Origin of the sequence: Pandoraea pulmonicola (assembly GCF_000815105.2) — a bacterium.
In the GTDB taxonomy this organism is placed as follows: domain Bacteria; phylum Pseudomonadota; class Gammaproteobacteria; order Burkholderiales; family Burkholderiaceae; genus Pandoraea; species Pandoraea pulmonicola.
The window spans coordinates 723,075-741,586 of the sequence record NZ_CP010310.2 but is presented as its reverse complement, the minus strand read 5'-3'; the positions used below and the strand labels follow the sequence as shown (position 1 = coordinate 741,586).

Below are 18,512 nucleotides of genomic sequence, written 5' to 3'. Positions count from 1 at the left end.
CTGCTGGTCAGCGGTTCCGTTTCGTAGCCGGATAAGGCATCTTGAATCCAACTGTTCACAAAACTAGGGACCAGGGGTCGCCCTGCAATTTTGTCAGCCATCGCAGCCAAGCAGCTACTCCTTCCGCAGATAAACATACCAATCAAGTGCTTTGTCCCGAATTTTTTGCGGGACATCCATCCTCACGCATTCCACGTCGACGTTTGCATCTTCAAAGTGCGACGCTACCTCTGAGCCAACCTCGTCAATCATCTCTCGCCCCAAATCTGAAACCGCGCCATCAAAGATGACCTTTATCTTTATGTCTCCACCAACGACTCCACAGCTAACTGCCCGGATGTTGGGGATAATCCTTCCAAGCAGGGCCGTTTGCATGGCAAGGAGCAAACGAATACGCAATGTACTATCCATCATTAGGGCCTCGAAGGCACGATATGAACACCATCTTTCCCATAGTGGATGATGCCCTTCGTAGTTGACATTTTCTCGCCGGTTACAGGATCGACATAGTTGCCGATCGGTGTCCCAAAATTCACCCGCTCTCTATAGCCAGGTTGACCAACTGAAACGTTATTTGCAGGCTGCCCTCTGCCAGCGTATTGATCGACAAGTTGTTGGGGGTCGGGGTACGTCAGCTCACTGCGCCCGGGAAGGAAATTATTGTGATCCGGTTGGTGTTTCCCTTGCTTCCCCATATCGACCGTAGGAGCATCCGGTCCTTGCTGCCCACCTGACGACGCACCGTTATTCGCCTGATTTCCGTCGCTGTCACTGCTACCGCTCGACGCAACAACATTACCAGGCAAGCTTTGCCCCGGTACCACATTGACTGTCGGACAAACTATTCCCGGCCCACATACTGTATAGCCAGGTACGATCGTAGCTCCGGCGGGTCCGCTCGGCGTCTTTGGCCCACCTCCGTTGGGATCGATCTGTGGGTTTGGGTCGCCCTGCTGCACATCGCCCGGCGGCTTCAGGCGCGTATTCACCATGTCTCGCGGAAGATTCTTCGCGTCATCCCACAAGCCTTGCGCCGCACGTTTGGCCTGATCCGCCTGGCTCGCAAAGAAGTCCCCCGCCTGCTGTGTCCATGTGTAGTCGAACATCCCCGGCTTCGTCTGACTATCCACCCAAGCCAGTTCCGCCGTCAAACCGCGGGCGTCTTGCGCACTTACGTAGTGCTGCAAGTACTCGTCGCTGTTCGGCGAATATTGCGCCCAGCATTGCACACGGTAACAAGCTGCCTGCGTCAGCCGCTCCTCTTTTTTCTTGTCGCCGCCAGCGGCATCGTGAATCGCTTTCTCCTCCGTCGGATGCAACTGCCGGTTAAAGCGATCCACGTTGTAACCTGTGAAGGCCCCGGACGAGCCTCCTGCAGCAGCGCCCACCGCCGTCCCCACGCTCGTCGTCACGATCTGAGCTAACGCCTGATCCATGTCAGCATTGCCCGTCGGGTGCGAATCTCGAATGTCTTCGCTGAGCTGGTTCAGTACGCCACCCAGCTTCGATGTCGCTCCAGCACCCAACGCCCCACCCAGCGCATTACCACCACCCAAGCCCGCCACAATCGCACCACCCGCCGTGTGCATCAGCGCGCGATAATCGCCTCCCTCGGACCAGTCTTTCGCTTCCTGTTCGTACTTCGCCTTCAGCGCCGGATCGTTAGTATTCTTCGCCAGATCCTTCGCTTCCGCCGCCTTCTTATCGGCATACGTCCCAATATCCCGCGCTACCGCTTCACCCGCCGCCGTGGCCGCGCCCATCAACCGCGACTGCCCGTCGAGCGTCTTCTGCAGATCGGGCGTCTGGCTCACCGTCTGGTTCAGGTTAGACGTCTCCCGATTCAGGCTCGCGAGATCCTGCGTCTGGTTTGTACCGTTCGTCAGCGTGATCGTCCCGTCACTCACGCCGCTGCGCGTCGTTCCCCGCTCACTGCCGCTTTCCGACTGCGGCAGCATCGGTGACGGGCCACCGGTGTTCTTCCCCGACGACGGTCCCGTCGTGCGCTCATTCGCACCGCCGTTGCCCACCGAGAAGCCACCGCCCACCCCAAAGCTATTGGCCTTGTAGTCCGAGTGGTTTTGAATATCCGAGTACGTCAGCGTGCCCGTCGTCAACTGGTTCTTCGACGGCTCCGCCGTGCTCGCGATATACGCCCCCTTCAGATCCGTATTGCCCGCCACGTTCACATCGAACCCGCCCGATCCCGCCTGAATCCCCGACTGCTCCGCCACCCCCGCGTAGCTGCCGCTCGCATTGCCATGCGAGGTGCTGAAGCTCCCCGACGCACCGCCCATGCTCAAGTTCAAGCCACCGCCCACACTCTGCTGATGCGCGGCGCTCTCGCTCGTGTCCTGTACGCTCGCCACCTTCAGATCCCCGCCCACACGGGCGATGACCTTGTCCGCGTTCACATTCGCCCCAACGATGTTCGTGTCACCCCCGCTCACGATCACCGCCGTATTGCCCGCGTTGATGTGCGTATTGTTCTGGAAGGCCGAATCCGAGTTTGCATCGCCATTCGCCCGCGACATCGACGCCGACACGCCCAACCCGCCCGTGCCGAACGACACCCCGAAACTCCCGCTCTTCGACTCGTTTTCGCTACGGCTCGATTCCGTGTCCGTGCTGTGGCGCAGGTTCACCTGATTCGTCGCTTGCAGCAGCACGTCCTTCGCGTCGACGTTCGACCCCACGACGTTCACGTTGCCCTTGCCGGAGGCCGCATCGCCCGTTGCCATGAACGCCGCCGTGCCACCCGCCTTGATGTTGCTCGCCACGTTGTTCGTGCCATCGAACGACGACGTCGACTTGCTGCTCGACGAGCCCCAACTCAACTCGACCTTCGCCTCCGGTTTCACCTTCGGATCGGTGCTCTTGAGCGCATCGAGCGCCTTATTGGCTTCGTTATAAGCCCCATACGCCCCGCTGGCCGCCGCGTAACCGCGCAGCGCCGACACCCGCGCATCGCCGCCCGAGTCGGCCGCCGACTTGGCCTGGTTCGTCACGTTCTGCACCGCGTCGATCACCGGCGACTTCACCGCCAACGTAAAGCCCGAGCTCTTGAACTCGTGCGCCTCGTCGTGATGGCTGCGCTCCTGCGCCGATTCGATCGAAACGTTCTGCCCGATACCGGTCACATCTCCTTTGGCCACGATGTCACTGCCACGCACCGACAGGTCGTTGCCCGCCACCATGCTGACGTTACCGTTCAGGCTGCCCACCAGGCTGCCCGTCTGCGTCACGCCGTTATCGTTCGTCCAGTCGCGCTGCTCGTTCTTGCCATACGAGATGCCCACGCCCCCCGATGACCCCAGGCCCGAGCGCTTCTTCTCGTAAAAGGAATGGGTCTCGCTCTCGTTCTGCGCCGATTCGATGCGCAGGTCGCGCCCGGCCTGCAACGCCACATCCTGCGTGCCGGCGATGGTCGAGCCGCTGACGGTGAGATCCCGTCCCGCCGCCACCCCCACCGCATTGCCGGAAACGGTGGAGCCCACGGCGATCGTCTGGTGCGCGCTCGAGGCCGACGTCTCCTCCGTCTTCGACAGGAAGCCGGAACTGCTGTCGTGCTGCCACTTCTGGCTGTCGTGGATCTCGCTGACCGTACCGGTCTTGACATCGCCGGTCGCGGCCAACGCCACCGTGCCGGTGCCTTGCGACGACACCGATGAGCCCAGCACCGACAGATTGCCCGTGCCGGAGGAGGTCGTCGCAGGATTGACCGGACTGACCTGATAGGTATTCAGCACACCATTGACGGCGCCCGTCTGCCCCGCGCCCACCAGGACATTGCCGCCCGCACTCACGGACGAGCCCCGCACCGCCTCGTCCAGCGACGACTTCGTAGACTGCAGCGAGCCGCCGAACGAGCGCTCGTCGTGCGTATGCGAGTCCTTGGCGGCGGTGACGGTCACGTCGTTGCCCGCCAGCACCGTCGCATTGCCGCCGGCCGCCATGGTCGCACCGGTCAACGTGGTATCGCGCCCGGAGACGGTCGTCAGATTGCCGCCAGCGGAGATCGCACTGCCCACGTGCTGCGTGACGACATCGCTGCCGCCATTCTGGCCGTCGGTCGTGCCAACCGTCTGCGACTGCCCCACCGTCACCGTATTGGCCTTGAGGTCGCGACCGGCCGCCACCACCACGGCCCCGTCGCTGGCGATGGCGCCCGCGTTGAGCGTGACGTCACGCCCGGCCACGGCCGCCACGCTGTTCGTGCCCGAAATGACGCCCACCGACCCGATACCGGTGGCCGACGCCGACGACTTGAAACTGCCGCCGCTGCCACTATTGTCAGCCCCCGCCGTCTGCGTCAGCGTGCTCGATTCGTTGATCAGGTCGCGGCCGGCCCGCACCACGACGTCCTTGCCACCGATGCGCCCGCCCGTGTTGCGAATGTCGCCCGAGGCGGCGAGCGCCGTCGTACCGCCGCTGTCGACACCACCAAGGTTCACGATGGCGTCGCCAAGAATGGTCGTCGCCGTGTCGCTCACGATCCGGCCGCTATTCTTGACCTCCCCCGTGGCGGCAAGCTTCACGCTACCGCCGCCCACCAACGCGCCGGTATTCGTCAGGTCGACCCGATTGGCTTGCGCCAGATACACCTTGGGCACCAGCACGGACTGCACCGAGCCGTCCGGCAGCGTCACGTCCTGCGAGACCAGCCACACCATGTCGGTGGTCAACTGCTTCATCTGCGCATCCGACAGGCCCACGCCCACCGTCAGCCCGAACTGCTTGCCGTACGCCACCCCGTTATTGAGCAGCGCCGTATACTCGTCGAGGTAATCGGTATAGCCCGCCAGCAGCGTCTTGCCGGTCAGGCCCGTGATCTGGTCTCGCACCAGTTGCGTCTCGTAGAAGCCGTCGCCCAGGCGCTTTTGCGTCTTCTGCGGATCGAGCCCCAGTTCGCCGAGCATGTGATCGCTGGAAATGAACTTCCCATAGTCGGTAAAACGAGGGTCCGTCGCGACCAGGTAAGTTTGGCCCGGCGCCGCGTGGATCTGGAACAGGCCGTTGCGCGGCAGCGTGAAGCCGGGAATGGCTTGCGCCGACGAGCCGAGCGTCTGGGTGAGCCCCGCGCCGTTCACGGTATTGCCGAATCGGTCAACGCTCGCCACGGTAATGTCATGCCCGAACGACTGCACCGACTGCCCACCCAGCGCAATGGCCGGCAGCGAGGCCACCGTCACCGGCGGCAGCGGCGTGACCGGGTACGCCACGTCCAGTTGCTCACTGTCACCACCCGACTTCTGGTGCCAGTAGAAGGTCGACGTCTGCGTCTGTGCGACCTTCTCCTGCAAGACGATGCCCGTGTCGTTGATCGTGCCGCCCTGCGCGCGCCGGATGAGATCGCGGCCGGCCGTCATCGTCGACGACTGGTTGTTGATGGCGCCCCCATCGGCATTGATCCGGATCGACCCCTGCGCCTGCAACTTGGCTTCCGGGGACGCACTGACGAGTTCGTCGCGTGTGCGGGTGGTCGTGATATGCCGCGCGATCTCGTTGTAGTCGCGCTGATCGATGCCCAGATCGCCGCGAGAGATGGCCTGATCCGGGCGGATCATCGTATTCGGATCCCAGTCCGGCCAGAACGTGATGCGATACGTCGCGCCGTTGTCGACGATGCTGTTGTAATACTGCGTGGGGTTCTTGCCCACTTCGCGCGTCTTCGTGGTCGACGCGCACTGTCCGTGGTCGTCGCACGGGCCCCTGCCAGCCGTCGTGACGTCCTGGTACGACTCTTCGAGCGGCTTCGTGAGGCTGAACGTTTTGGACGTCGCGTCCAGGTTCGTCACCTGCGACTTCGGCACCTCGACCGTGATCGGCTTGGCCAGATGTTCCAACAACGCCGACGACACCGGGGCGAAGCCCGCCCCCCACTTCCACTCCGGGAACGTCAGGCTGGTGTGCGACAGCGTCTCCTCCCCGACGGGCAGTCCTGCGGTGTACAGGCTGTAGGTCTTCGTACTGCTTTCCGGCGTCCCCGGGCGCGTCACGAGGCTCGTGCGCGTGTTGTTCACCACACGCGCGGCGATGTCCAGATTGCCGTCCGCGATGATGTTGGCCGAACGGTTGTTCAGCGTCGCCGTCTGGTTGGCGAGCAGTCCCGAACCATCGCGTGTGCCGTCGCGCGCAATCTCGATGTCGCCGGTGCTGTAGAGCAACGCGCCGTCGTCGTTCGACACCGAATTCGGCGCGTACAGGGCGAGCCGCTTCGCGCCGCCCATGACGGCCGCCGCCCCATTGTTCTCGATGTCGTTCGCGTTGACCTGCACGTCATGGCCCAACACGGCGTTCGTATTGACGAAGTGGCCCGCCTGGAGGCGAACGGTGTCGCCGCTGATGCTGCCCGCGTTGGAAAACAGTCCGCCCGCGCTTCCACCAGCACTCAAGTGCGTGGTTGCCGCGTTGAAACTTCCACTGGCCGTGTTGACGATCTCCCCGGCCTGGATGTCGAGCGTGCCGGGCGCATCGAGCGCCCCCTCGTTGGTCAGACGCCCGGTCGAGCTCAGTTTGAGCACACCGTCCGCACGCAAACGGTTAGTCGCCGAGTTCTGGTAGTCGCCCACCGCCGCCACCGTCAGGTTGCGTCCCGCCGTCATCTCGCCGGCGCCGCTCATGGCACCACCCACGCCGACGTCCTGATTCGAGCGGATCGCGCCCGCGGCGTTATCGAGCGACGCCACCTGCAGCGCCACGTCGCCCGCGCTCTCGATCGTGCCGTTCGCGTTGACGACCCGGGTGCTCCCCTTCGTCGTGGCCAGCGACGCCCCACCGAACAAGCGTCCGCCGGTATTGTCGAGGGTGCCGTCCACACCGAGCGTGACGTCGCCGCCCCCGATGACTTCCCCGCCGGTGTTGTTCAATTGGGTCGCGGCAACGTCAAGCGCCTTGCCCGCCACGATCTGCGACGCATTGACCAGCGAATCGGCATGCACCCGAAGATCGCCGTTCGCGCCAATCACCCCGCCCGTCTTGCCGTGGGCCGTGGTGCCGCCTGCATTGCGCAGCTCCCCCGCCATATCGACCGACGCATCGTCGCCGGCGAGTGAGACGACACGGCCTGCCGTGTTGTCCAGCGTCGCGCCCTTGACCGTGAGCGCCGCGCCCGATTGGAGGAGACCGCCCTGGTTGTCGATGCCGGTGCCGCTCACATCGAGTCGCGTCGTCGCCACCGACTGGGCGTCGCGGTTGTCGATGTTCCCCCTCGCGGCGAGCGTGATCGTGTCGGCGCCGAGTGAGCCCCCGGCGTTGAGCACATGTTGCGCCGACTGGACCTTCAGCGCGTTCGACGCCGTGGCAATGGCCTTTTGGAGGTCGACGTCGGCCGCCGTGGAAGTGAGCGAGAGGCTGCCGCTCGCATCGGTGCGGCTGCCGCTCAGGTCCACCGCGCCCCCCGTCATGGTCATATCGCCTCGGGCGACATTGCTGCCGGTTGCCGAGACCTTGCCGTCAGCTGTGACCGACAGATTGCCCGCCAGCGTCGCCTGGCCATTCGCATCGATACCCGCGCCCAACGTACCGTCGGACGCGACGCTCGCCGCTCGCGCGGCAAGATCGCCGGCCGCGCTCAGCATGCCGTGGTTCTCCAGCGCCGCGTCGGTGCGCAGATCGGCGCTGCCTCCCGCGTACACACTGCCCCGGTTTTCGATCCCGCCGCGCGCACTGACCGCGAGATTGCCGCTCGTCTCGGTCGTGCCGCTCGAGACGAGCTTGCCTTCGGTCGTGAGCGTCAGATCCCCGGCCTGCGCGGCGATGACGCCCTTGTTGGAAACGCCCACGCCGTTTTCCGTGCCGATCAGGAAAATGCGCTGCGCATACATGCCACCCAACTGACCGACGTCGATGGCGACATCGGGTGTCGCCGCGTCGCCGGCCAGCTTCTCGAGCGCCAGGCTCTCATGGTCGACACGGTTCGTGCCCGTCACCACGTTGAGCTTTTTGGCGTGCAACGCCGCGTTGACCTGCACGGCGCGGGCAATGAGATCAACTTGGTCGACGTTGGCGGCGTTCAGTCCCTCGCCCTGGATCGACAGGCGACCGCCGTTGACCTGATAGCCGGCGAGGCTGCCATCCGCCCCGAGCAGAGGCGTGCCGGTGGTCAGCACGGCCCGGGTGGTGTTGATGAAGCCTCCGCCATCGACCATGATGCCCGCGCTGTTGGCGACCACGACCTGCGCCGCCTTGCCCGCCACTTCGAGATAGCCGCGCAGCTGGCTCGGGGAGTTGCTGTTGACCTGGTTGAGAATGACGCGAGCGGCCTGGTCGCGCGCAAGGTTGGGGTTGCCGGTGACGTACCCCGCTTGCTGCGTATTCACGACCGTCGGTGAGTTGTTGAGGATGACGCCCTGGCGCGGCACGTCGAACTGCGAATAGACGTTCTTCGATACGCCGGCGGCCGTCGGCGCGGTGATGTTGACCTGGGCAATGCCGTTGGCCGTTTGCACCACGGTGGGAGCATGGCTGCCTGGAGCCGCGACGACCTGCGCGTATACGGGCATCACGGACAGCGGCGCGATGACCTGAGCCAGAACGAGCGCTCGCACCATGGTACGCAGGAATCCGGCATCCGCACGGCCTCCTCCCTTGAGCGCGCACCGCGCACGCCGCTTCTCGTTTGTCTCTTTTGTTTTCATGGATTCGTTTTACGACTACATGGGGATATGTTTTGATTTATGTTTCATCGTTACAAACTTCGCACGCCAAATAATAGGTAACTTCATTAACGATTTTCCCCATAGCCACCACTTTTCATAAATTCATCATCGAATTCGAGATTCTTAAAAAATTCATAACTTGATCATTTACGGAGATATTCCGGAAAACTAATATTCCGAGTAAATATCAATGGGGATCGTGGTAAGTTTCTACGCCTGAATTCAAGGCCGCCCGGCGCCGAGATCCGCCGGGATCAATTACCGCGCTTTTCCCATCATCCGCCCGGCATCGCAATAAGACTCGGCCACAAAACATCCGAGCTGAACTGGCATTCGCCCTGTGGCTTCGCCAGAACTACGAAAACTAAAAATGAATAGAGATTCAAATCGCATCCCCAGCGCCGTCTTCTCGTTTCTCGTTTTTGGCCTGCTCGTGCCGCTCGCGGGATTTCACCCGGCGTTAGCGCAAACCCCCGCGTCCACCAGCGCCGTCGACCCCAACGCGCGACAGCAGCAGCTTCTGGAACAGCAACGGCAGGCGCAGGAACGGGCGGCCGCAGTCAACGCCCCTGCCTTGCGCTCCGCGCTGCCGGCAGCGGATGGATTCCCCGCGCTCCCCGACGAGACCCCCTGCTTCCGGATCGACAGGTTCTCTCTGGGCGTACCGTCATCGCTCCCCGCGCATACGAAAGCAGCGGGCGCCTCGTCGCTGCCGCTCGATCCGTTCGCGTTCGCGGTGACGTGGCTGGAGCACTATCGCGGCCAATGTATTGGCAAAGAGGGCATTGCAAGCATCACGGCGGGCTTGATGAAGGCGATTCTCGCCAAAGGCTACGTCACCACTCGCGTATTGGTGCCGGAACAGGATCTGGCGACCGGTGAACTCAAGCTCACGTTGATTCCCGGCATGCTGCGAACGATTCGTTTCGCCGATCCGTCGCTATACGGCACCTGGCGCAACGCGTTTCCGACGAGCCCGGGCAATCTTCTCGAACTGAGAGATCTGGAACAGGGTCTCGAGCAAATGAAGCGGGTGGGAAGTCAGGACGTCACCATGCAGGTCGTGCCCGCGGAGATTCCCGGCGAAAGCGATGTCGTGATCGATGTAAAGCGGACGAAGCCCTGGAGCGTCGTCGCTTCGATCGATAACGGAGGATCGCGTGCGACCGGAAAGCTGCAGGGGAATCTTGCGATCGGCATCGACAACCCGCTGGGCCTGAACGACATCTTCAACATCGGGATGACACGCGATCTGGCATTGGGCGACAAGCGTTTCGGCTCGGACGGATGGAACGCCTATTACTCGATTCCATGGGGATACTGGACAGCCACCGTGTCGGCTTACACGAACCGGTATAACCAGCAAATCGCGGGCATCAACGACACGTTCACGACACGCGGGCAATCGCAGAACATCGATTTCAAGCTCTCGCGCGTACTTCACCGAAGCCAGAGCCACGTGCTCAGCGCGCAGGTCCGTCTCAGCAAGCGCTTTGGCAAGAGCTTCCTGGAAGACGCCGAGATCGATCAACAGTATCGAAACAACACGTTCCTGGAGTTCGGCCTCGTGGAACGGTATTACATCGGCGCCGGCCAGTTCGACGGCAGCCTGATGTATCGGCAGGGAGTCGCCGGCCTCGGCGCAATGCCTGACACCACGATCCCCGGTGCGCCGACCTACCGATACAGAATGGCCGTCCTCGATGCCAATCTGTCGCTGCCGTTGGGACAACTGCCGCTGCGTTACGTAACCACCGTACATGGCCAGTTCACCAACGATGTCCTGAACTACATCGACGATCTGACCATCGGCAGCCGCTACACGGTGCGCGGCTTCGATGGCGAATCGATGCTCGCCGCGGAAAAGGGCTTCTATTGGCGCAACGAACTGCAATGGACGCCGGGCAGTTCGGGGATATCGCTCTTTGCGGGTGTCGACTACGGACGCGTGGCGGGACCCAATGCCGCCTACCTTGCGGGCACCCAGTTGGTGGGCGCGGTCATCGGCATCAGAGGGAGCACCAAACTGCCGTTCGGCTTCGTCACCGGCGAACTCTTCGCGGGCAAACCGATTTACAAGCCATCCTCGTTTCAGACGGCCCGCACGACCGTCGGCTTCTCGTTGACCGCACAGTTCTAGCAGGCCCTCCCGCCGCGCTCGTTTCCGCCGACCGCAAACACATCGCGCCATCCGCCCCGCTACCGCCAACGCCAACGCCAACGCCGACGCCGACGCCGACGCCGACGCCGACGGCGCCCGCGGCACCGTGAATTTCGCCCACCGTGGGGGCCGGTGCTCGTGAGCGCCTCACGACCGGCCGTCTCCGCACTAAGCAAAGCAAAATCCGTCAGTTGGGCTTGAACGCCAAGGCTCTTAGAATGGACGCGTCGTCCATCCATTGCCGGGAGCTGTCGTGTCCAGTCGTTCTGCCCAAGGCGTCGCCGTTGCGGCTATCGCCGCCGCCTTCGCGTCCATCGCCCGAATTCCCCGTCGCCGCAGCGGAGGTCGGGCATGAGCCAAATTCCGGCCCCCGTCCTCGACCACGTCGTCATCAACGTCAAGGGCGAACTCGAAGCCTCGGTGGACATCTACCGCCGTCTGGGCTTTTCGCTGACCGAGCGCGGCCATCACTCGCTGGGCACCAGCAACCATCTGGCGATCTTCGGCGAGAACTACCTCGAACTGCTCGGCTACGAGGCCGGCAAATCGACGGCACGCCCCGACGTCACGCAGGCCCCGCTCGGCCTGACGGGCCTCGTCTTCAAGACGCAGGACTCGCACGGCCTCTTCAACGCCTTGCAGGAACGCAACATCGGCGTGGAAACGCCCGCCGAGTTCTTCCGCCCGGTGCGCCTGCCCGACGGCACCACGCAAGATGCGCGCTTTCGCACCGTGCGCCTGGCCGCCGAGCTGGTGCGCAACGGCCGCACGTTCTTCTGCCATCACTTCACGCCGGAAAACGTCTGGCGCGACGAATGGCGCGATCATCCCAACGGCGTAACGGACATCGTCGGCTTCGTGATCGCCTCGCCGAACCCGGCCGTGACCGCCGCACTGTACGACCGCGTCTTCGGACCCGGCGTGCTCGCGGCCGCAGGCTCGCAAGGCTATTCGCTCGCCGCCGGCCGCGCCCGCGTGCAATTCATCACGCCGGCCGAGGCCGAACAACGTTTCGGCAACGTCGAGACGACCGACGACGGCAGCGAGCGCAACGTCGCGCTCATCCTGCGCACCCGCTCGCTGGCGCAAACGCAGGCCACGCTGCGCGAAAACGGCGTGCCGTTCACTACGCTCGACGACGGCTCGGTGCTCGTCGCCGCCGCGGAAGGTTTTCGCGTCGCCCTGCAGTTCGTCGAAGGAGAGGCCGCATGAGCGTCCAGCCGACCTGGTGGCAAGCGTTCGGCGTCGACTATGCGGACGCCCGGCAGCGCTTTCGCAGTGCCGCCGATCACGCGGGCGCGAGCCTCACGACCTACGTTCACCCCGACGCCAAGGCGCCTGACGGCAGCGAATTGAGCATCGACGTCGCACGGCTCGGCCCGGAGCACGCGCCGCATCAGCTCCTCGCGATCAGCGGCACGCACGGCCTCGAAGGCGGCGCAGGCTCGGCCGTGCAAACCGCATGGCTCGCGCATGCCGCGAACACGCTGCCCGCCGATGTCGCCGTGACCTTCGTGCACGCCCTGAATCCGTATGGATTTGCCCACGCCACACGCACCACGGAACACAACGTCGACCTGAACCGCAACTTCATCGACCACACGCTCGCGCCGCCCGCGAACGCTCACTACGCGTCGCTGCACGATCACCTGATTCCAGCCGAGTGGACGAGCGAAGGCCTCGCGCAAAGCGCCAAGGCGATCGACGCCTTCCGTCAGGAGCATGGCGCCGACGCCCTGTTCAATACGCTTGCGAGCGGTCAATACACGCACGCCGATGGTCTCATCTACGGCGGACGCGCGCGGGAATGGTCGAACGTCACGCTGCAAACCATCGTCGAGCGCGATCTCGCACAAGCGCAACGCATCGGTCTGATCGATTGGCACACCGGCATCGGCGAGTACGGCGAGCCCTTTTTCCTCTGTTTCAACGCCGAGGACAGCGCCGAGCAACGCGAAGCGGCACGCTGGTGGGGCGCCGAGCGCGTGCTCGATCAACGTCCGCATGGTTTGCGCCGGCCCGACTATCAAGGCCTCGTCTTCCGTGGCGTCGAACAGTTCGCCCGGGGACGCCCGGTCATCGGCGCCGTCGTCGAATTCGGCACGCGTGGCTCGAACGCCAGCATCGCAAACCGCCTCGACCAGTGGCTGCGTTCGCGCGCCGGCGCCCATCCCGACGCCGTCCGCGACCGTCAGTTGCGCGCCGACGTGCTCGACGCCTTCGTGCCGATCTCCTCGGTGTGGCGCAACAGCGTGCTCGCCCACGGCCTGCGGATCACGGACCAGGCGCTGCAAGGTCTGGCCACGGCGGCATAGACAAGCAAGCTCATGACCCGCTGACGCGAACCCCATAGCGCCACGGCGACCGCTTTCGCGGCCTGCACACGGCACTCCGTTATTCGTTTTCAACACTGATCGGCGACTGCCCGAGGGCGTCGCTCACCCTGAACCTGCCTCAGCACCGACATGAAAGCCATCGTACTGCGTGAACACGGCGACAACGACGCCCTGAAACTCGAAACCGACTTCCCCGATCCCGTGGCCGGCGAAGGCGAAGTGGTCCTGCGCGTGCGCGCCTCGTCGCTCAACTATCACGACGTGTTCACACGTCGCGGCATGCCCGGCATCAAACTGCCGTTCCCGGTCATCATCGGGCTGGACGTGGCGGGCGAGATCGCCAGCGTCGGCCCGGGCGTGGAAGGGTGGTCGGTCGGCGATCGCGTGCTCGTCGATCCGATCAATCGCGTGACGGGTGGCCTCGTCGGCGAGACGACCCACGGCGGGCTGGCAGAACTGTGCCGCGTGCCCGCCCATCAACTGGTGCGTCTGCCCGACGCGGTCTCGTTCGATGACGCCGCCGCCCTGCCCGTCGCCTACGGCACGGCGCTGCGCATGATGCATCGCATCGGTCAGGTCAAGGCCGGCGAACGCGTGCTGATCCTCGGCGCGAGCGGCGGCGTGGGCGTGTGCGCCGTGCAACTGGCAAAACTCGCCGGCGCGCATGTCATCGCCTGCGCAGGCTCGCGCGAGAAGGGGGAACGCCTGCGCGAGCTCGGCGCGGACGACATCATCCACTACGCCGAAGAGGACTTCGTGGAAGTCGTGCGGGCACGCTACGGCAAGGCCGCGCGCCGTCGCGGCGCGGCCAACAACGGCGGGGTCGACGTGGTGGTGAACTTCACCGGCGGCGAGACGTGGACGCGCTCCCTGCGCACGCTGCGCCAGGGCGGTCGCGTGCTGACGTGCGGCGCCACGGCGGGCTTCGATCCGAAGGAGGATCTGCGCTTCATCTGGACGTTCGAGCTGCAGATTCGCGGCTCGAACGGCTGGGAGCGCGAAGACCTGCACGAACTGCTCGATCTCGTCGCCAGCGGCAAGCTGCGCGTGCTGATCGACAGGAAGTGGCCGCTGGAACAGGGCGCGCAGGCCCTCGCCTCGCTCGAGAATCGCCAGATCGTCGGCAAGGTACTGGTGGCCGCATGAGCACGCCCGCCCAAACCCTCAGCGCCGAACAGGTTCAGCAGGCATTCGACAAATCGACGTTCATCGCCTGGCTGGGCCTGCGCGTCACCGCGCTCGATCACGACGCCCAGACGATCGACGTCAGCGTGCCGTTCCAGGCAGCTTTCGAACGAGGCGCGGGCACGCGCCAGTGGCACGGCGGTCCGCTGGCCGCCGTCATCGACACGGTCGGCGACTTCGCGGTCGGCATGCTGGTCGGCCGCGGCCTGCCGACGGTCAACTTCCGCGTGGACTACCTGCGTCCAGCCATCGACACCGATCTGCGCGCCGTGGCACGCGTGCGCCGCCTCGGCAAGAGCATCGGCGTGGCGGACGTCGACCTGTTCAACGATCAGGGTGCCCTTGTCGCCATCGGCCGCGCCAGCTACGCCACGTTGCCGCCCGGTTGACGCGCCGCGCCACTCACTCACGTTTCATTGCCACGACGATTGAAGGCACTCGCGAGAACGCACGGGTGCCCAGCCATACCGGAGTTCATCATGCGTAAATCACGGGGCGTCTCGCGACGTCAGTTCCTCTACCGAAGCGCCGGCGGCGCACTGGCTGCCAGCTCGGCAGCGCTCGCGGGCACCGCCGGATGGCTGGTCTCGCCTACGCGCGCCAATGCGGCTGACAGCCCGGCGGCCGCACCCCGCCGCGGCGGTACGCTCGTTGCCAGTTGGGGGGGACTCGAACCGCAGGCGCTGTTCGTGCCGGGTGGCGGTGGCTCCAGCCCCTTCATGACGTCGACGAAGATTCTCGAACGGCTGCTGAAGATCGACGAAAAGCTCGCCTTCCAGCCGGTACTCGCCACGGATGTACGCGCTTCCGGCGACTTCAAGTCCTACACCGTCTCGTTGCGCAAGAACGTGCTTTGGCACGACGGCAAGCCGTTCACGGCCGACGACGTCGTCTACAACGTGCAGGAACACTGGAAGCCGATCTCCGCCGGCGTCGCGCTCAAGGCGCTCAAGCGCGTCAGCGCGCCCGACGCTCACACCGTGAAACTGGAATTCTCCACGCCGGTGCCGGAATTCTTCTTCAAGTCGATCCTCGCCGGTCAGTACCAGGTGCTCGTGCCCAAGCATCTCTATGCGGGCAAGGACATCATCACGAACCCTCTCAACAATGCGCCCGTGGGCACAGGCCCCTGGAAATACGGTCAGTGGGTGCGCGGCAGCCACGTCGCCTACTCGCGCAACGAGCAGTACTGGAACAACGCTCAACCGTATCCGGACAAGCTGATCATCCGCTGGTGGAGCGATCCGGCGTCGCGCTCGGCCGCGCTGGAAACGGGCGAGCTCGCGGTAGCGTTCTCCAACCCGGTGCCGGCGCGCGAGATCGACCGTCTCGTGAAGACCGGCAAGATCGCCGTGGAAACCAAAGGCTACGAAAACGCGGCGTGGACGGTCACGGTGGAGTTCAACCAGCGACGCGAACACGTCAAGCGCCGCGAAGTGCGCCAGGCGATCCTGCACGCCATCGACCGCAAGTTCATCATCGACACGATCTACTTCGGACGCGGCAAGCCGGCCGTCTCGCCGATCTTTCGCAGCAACCCGCTGTTCTTCACCGACGACGTGCCGAAATACCCGTTCGACCCGGCCAAGGCCAACGCCCTGCTCGACGCCGCCGGGCTGCCGCGCAAGAACGGCTCGCGCTTCACCGTCAACCTCGTCGCCGCCGCCTGGTTCGAGGAGAACGCCAAGCTCGGCCAGTACGTGAAGCAGGCGCTGCAGGACATCGGCATCACGGTGAAGCTCGACTCGCTCGACCGCGCCACGTCGCTCAAGCGCATCTACAGCGATTACGACTACGACATCGCCATCTCGAATTTCACCGCGCCGCTGGAACTGGTGCCGGTGGTCACGCAGTTCTATACGACGGACGGCATCGTCAAGGGCGCGGCGTTCCGCAACGCCACGGGCTATTCGAATCCGGCGATGGATGCGATCGTCGACCGCCTCACGGTGGAGACGGACAACGCGAAACGGGTGAAGCTCGCTCATGACTTCGCGCGCCTCGCGTCGACCGACGTGCCGCATGTGCCGCTCGTGGAAATGGAGTCGTTCACACTCTCGCGCACCAACGTGCGGCGCGCGACGACCAGCGCCAACGTCCAGGGCGACGCGCTGGCCGACGTCTGGCTCGCGTAAACAAGGAGACGGTTGTCATGGTGACGCGTCTGTTGTTGCGCCGGGTGCTGCAAGCCGTGCCGCTGCTGCTCGGCGTGATCGTCATGAACTTCTGCCTGATCCAGTCGGTGCCGGGCACGCTGCTCGACGTGATGACCGCCGAGCAGCAGGTCACGGACCCCGCCCTGATCGAGCGCCTGCGCGTGACGTACGGCATGGACAAGCCGCTGTGGCAGCAACTGCTGCACTACATCAACGCGGTGGCCCACCTCGATCTCGGCTACTCGTACCGTCACAACCTGCCGGTCTTCGACGTGATCATGGCGCATCTGCCCGCCACGCTCGTGCTGATGCTCGCCAGCCTCGTCGTCGCCGTGCTCGTGGGGGTTAGCGCCGGCGTCGTCGCCGCCGTGAACGTGAATACATGGCGCGACACGCTCGTGTCCATCGCCGCCGTGGTGTGCTTCGCCGCGCCGAGCTTCTGGCTCGGCATCATGCTGATCATTCTGTTCTCGGTGAAACTCGGCTGGTTTCCCGTGGGGGGCATGACCACCATCGGCCTGGACTACGGCACCGGCCTCGCCGGCGCGTGGCACGCCGCGCTCGACGTGCTCCACCATCTCGCGCTGCCGGCCCTCACGCTCGGCCTCTTCTACGCGGCGACGTATGCGCGCGTGATGCGCGCGTCGATGCTCGAAGTCGCTCGGCAGGACCACGTCCGTACCGCGCGGGCGAAGGGCCTCACGCGCCGCGCCGTGATCGCGCGTCACATGGTGCGCAACGCCATGCTGCCCGTCGTCACCCTGCTCGGTCTGCAACTCGGCACGGTGCTGGGCGGCAGCATCGTCGTCGAAGCCGTCTTCAGTTGGCCCGGCATCGGCGGCGTGCTCTTCGACAGCGTCATGAGCCGCAACTACCCGGTCGTGCTGGGGCTGCTCGTGCTCAGCTCGGCGCTGGTCATCGTGGCGAACATCGTCGTGGATCTGATCTACACACGGCTCGATCCGCGCATCCGCACGCAAGCGTCGTGATGTTGCCAGCACGATGTCTTCCCGCTTCACTGTAAAAAACCGGTCTGTCCCATGACGTCTTCCGCCGAACCCACGCTCGACGCGCTCCCTTCGAGCCATACGACTGCGATGGTTGCCAATGTTCCCGCGCCTCACCCCGAAAGGCGCCGCGCCCACGCATGGCGGCAATTCACCCGACACGGCGGCGCCGTGGCAGGCGCAATGCTGCTCGCGCTCATCGCGGTCGTCGCGCTGTGCACCGGCTGGTGGTATCCGGGCGACCCGCTGCGCATCGTGGCCGCGCCGGAAATCTGGCCGTTCGAACAATGGCAGTACCCGCTGGGCACCGACGCCCTCGGGCGCGACATCGCCGCCCAACTCGCGCATGGCGCCCGGGCGACGCTCGTCATCGGCATTGCCGCCAGTGTCGCGGCCACGGCCATCGGGGTGTCGATCGGTGCGATTGCCGCGTGGTGGGGCGGATGGATCGACGAGGGGCTCATGCGTCTGACCGAGTTGTTCCAGATCGTGCCCAATGTCGTCTTCGTGCTGACTGTCGTGGCGATTCTCGGTCCGCGCATCGAGAACACGGTGATTGCCGTGGCGCTCGTGTCGTGGCCCGCCATCGCACGCCTCACGCGTGCGGAGTGTCTGTCGTTCAAGTCGCGCGAGTTCGTGCAGGCGTGCCGCACCGTCGGCCTCTCGCCGTGGCGCATCGCGCTGCGCGAGGTGCTCCCCAATGCACTGCCGCCCGTGCTCGTGATGGGAACGCTCGTGGTGGCCGGCGCGATCCTGTACGAATCGGTCGTGTCGTTCCTCGGACTCGGCGATCCGAACGTGGCGAGCTGGGGCCGTCAGATCGGCGAAGGCCGCACGCTGATCCGTTCGTCCTGGTACCTGTGCGCGGAGCCCGGCGTGGCGATCATGCTCGCCGTGCTCGCCCTCAATCTCGTGGGCGACGGCCTGAACGATGCGCTGAACCCCTCGTTACGCAGGCGTTGAGCGCCGAGCGCAACCGACGCCTCGCCCTCCCGAATATCTCATCG

Annotated in this window: 10 protein-coding genes; 8 read left to right on the top strand and 2 right to left on the bottom strand. The window is 64.7% G+C overall.

Annotated features, from left to right (window positions below; genetic code table 11):
- Nucleotides 1-114: 114 nt before the first annotated feature.
- Together RO07_RS03295 and RO07_RS03290 are read right to left on the bottom strand one after the other, a co-directional pair.
- Entirely contained in the window at nucleotides 115-414 is a 300-nt protein-coding gene (locus RO07_RS03295) for a MafI2 family immunity protein (protein ID WP_237171366.1), read from the bottom strand.
- Nucleotides 414-8,639 carry a hemagglutinin repeat-containing protein gene (locus RO07_RS03290; RefSeq protein ID WP_084072418.1) on the bottom strand — a complete coding sequence of 2,742 codons (8,226 nt, stop codon included), beginning with the start codon at nucleotides 8,637-8,639 and terminating at the stop codon, nucleotides 414-416. Before RO07_RS03290 ends, RO07_RS03295 begins: the two co-directional genes overlap by 1 nt.
- Nucleotides 8,640-9,030: 391 nt before the next feature.
- Between RO07_RS03290 and RO07_RS03285 the strand changes: the two genes are divergently transcribed.
- The 8 genes from RO07_RS03285 to RO07_RS03250 all read left to right on the top strand — a co-directional run bounded on the left by RO07_RS03285 (nucleotide 9,031) and on the right by RO07_RS03250 (nucleotide 18,468).
- Nucleotides 9,031-10,800 carry a ShlB/FhaC/HecB family hemolysin secretion/activation protein gene (locus RO07_RS03285; protein ID WP_084072417.1) on the top strand — a complete coding sequence of 590 codons (1,770 nt, stop codon included), beginning with the start codon at nucleotides 9,031-9,033 and terminating at the stop codon, nucleotides 10,798-10,800.
- Nucleotides 10,801-11,172: 372 nt separating this feature from the next.
- Nucleotides 11,173-12,033 (top strand): VOC family protein, encoded by an 861-nt coding sequence (locus RO07_RS03280; protein ID WP_039408041.1) that lies wholly within the window; start codon nucleotides 11,173-11,175, stop codon nucleotides 12,031-12,033.
- On the top strand, nucleotides 12,030-13,136 hold the full coding sequence (locus RO07_RS03275; protein ID WP_039408038.1) for a M14 family metallopeptidase: 1,107 nt from the start codon (nucleotides 12,030-12,032) through the stop codon (nucleotides 13,134-13,136). Before RO07_RS03280 ends, RO07_RS03275 begins: the two co-directional genes overlap by 4 nt.
- A 150-nt stretch (nucleotides 13,137-13,286) precedes the next feature.
- Nucleotides 13,287-14,303 carry a quinone oxidoreductase family protein gene (locus RO07_RS03270; RefSeq protein ID WP_039408036.1) on the top strand — a complete coding sequence of 339 codons (1,017 nt, stop codon included), beginning with the start codon at nucleotides 13,287-13,289 and terminating at the stop codon, nucleotides 14,301-14,303.
- Nucleotides 14,300-14,731 carry a PaaI family thioesterase gene (locus tag RO07_RS03265; protein ID WP_039408034.1) on the top strand — a complete coding sequence of 144 codons (432 nt, stop codon included), beginning with the start codon at nucleotides 14,300-14,302 and terminating at the stop codon, nucleotides 14,729-14,731. Before RO07_RS03270 ends, RO07_RS03265 begins: the two co-directional genes overlap by 4 nt.
- Nucleotides 14,732-14,821: 90 nt before the next feature.
- Complete coding sequence (locus tag RO07_RS03260; protein ID WP_039408033.1) at nucleotides 14,822-16,477, top strand: ABC transporter substrate-binding protein; 1,656 nt, start codon at nucleotides 14,822-14,824, stop codon at nucleotides 16,475-16,477.
- A gap of 17 nt (nucleotides 16,478-16,494) precedes the next feature.
- Nucleotides 16,495-17,487: an ABC transporter permease gene (locus RO07_RS03255; RefSeq protein WP_039408031.1), complete on the top strand. Its 993-nt coding sequence runs from the start codon at nucleotides 16,495-16,497 to the stop codon at nucleotides 17,485-17,487.
- Between the two features lie 51 nt (nucleotides 17,488-17,538).
- A complete protein-coding gene (locus RO07_RS03250; protein ID WP_418303700.1) occupies nucleotides 17,539-18,468 on the top strand; it encodes an ABC transporter permease in 930 nt (309 codons plus the stop codon).
- The last annotated feature ends 44 nt before the right edge of the window (nucleotides 18,469-18,512 follow it).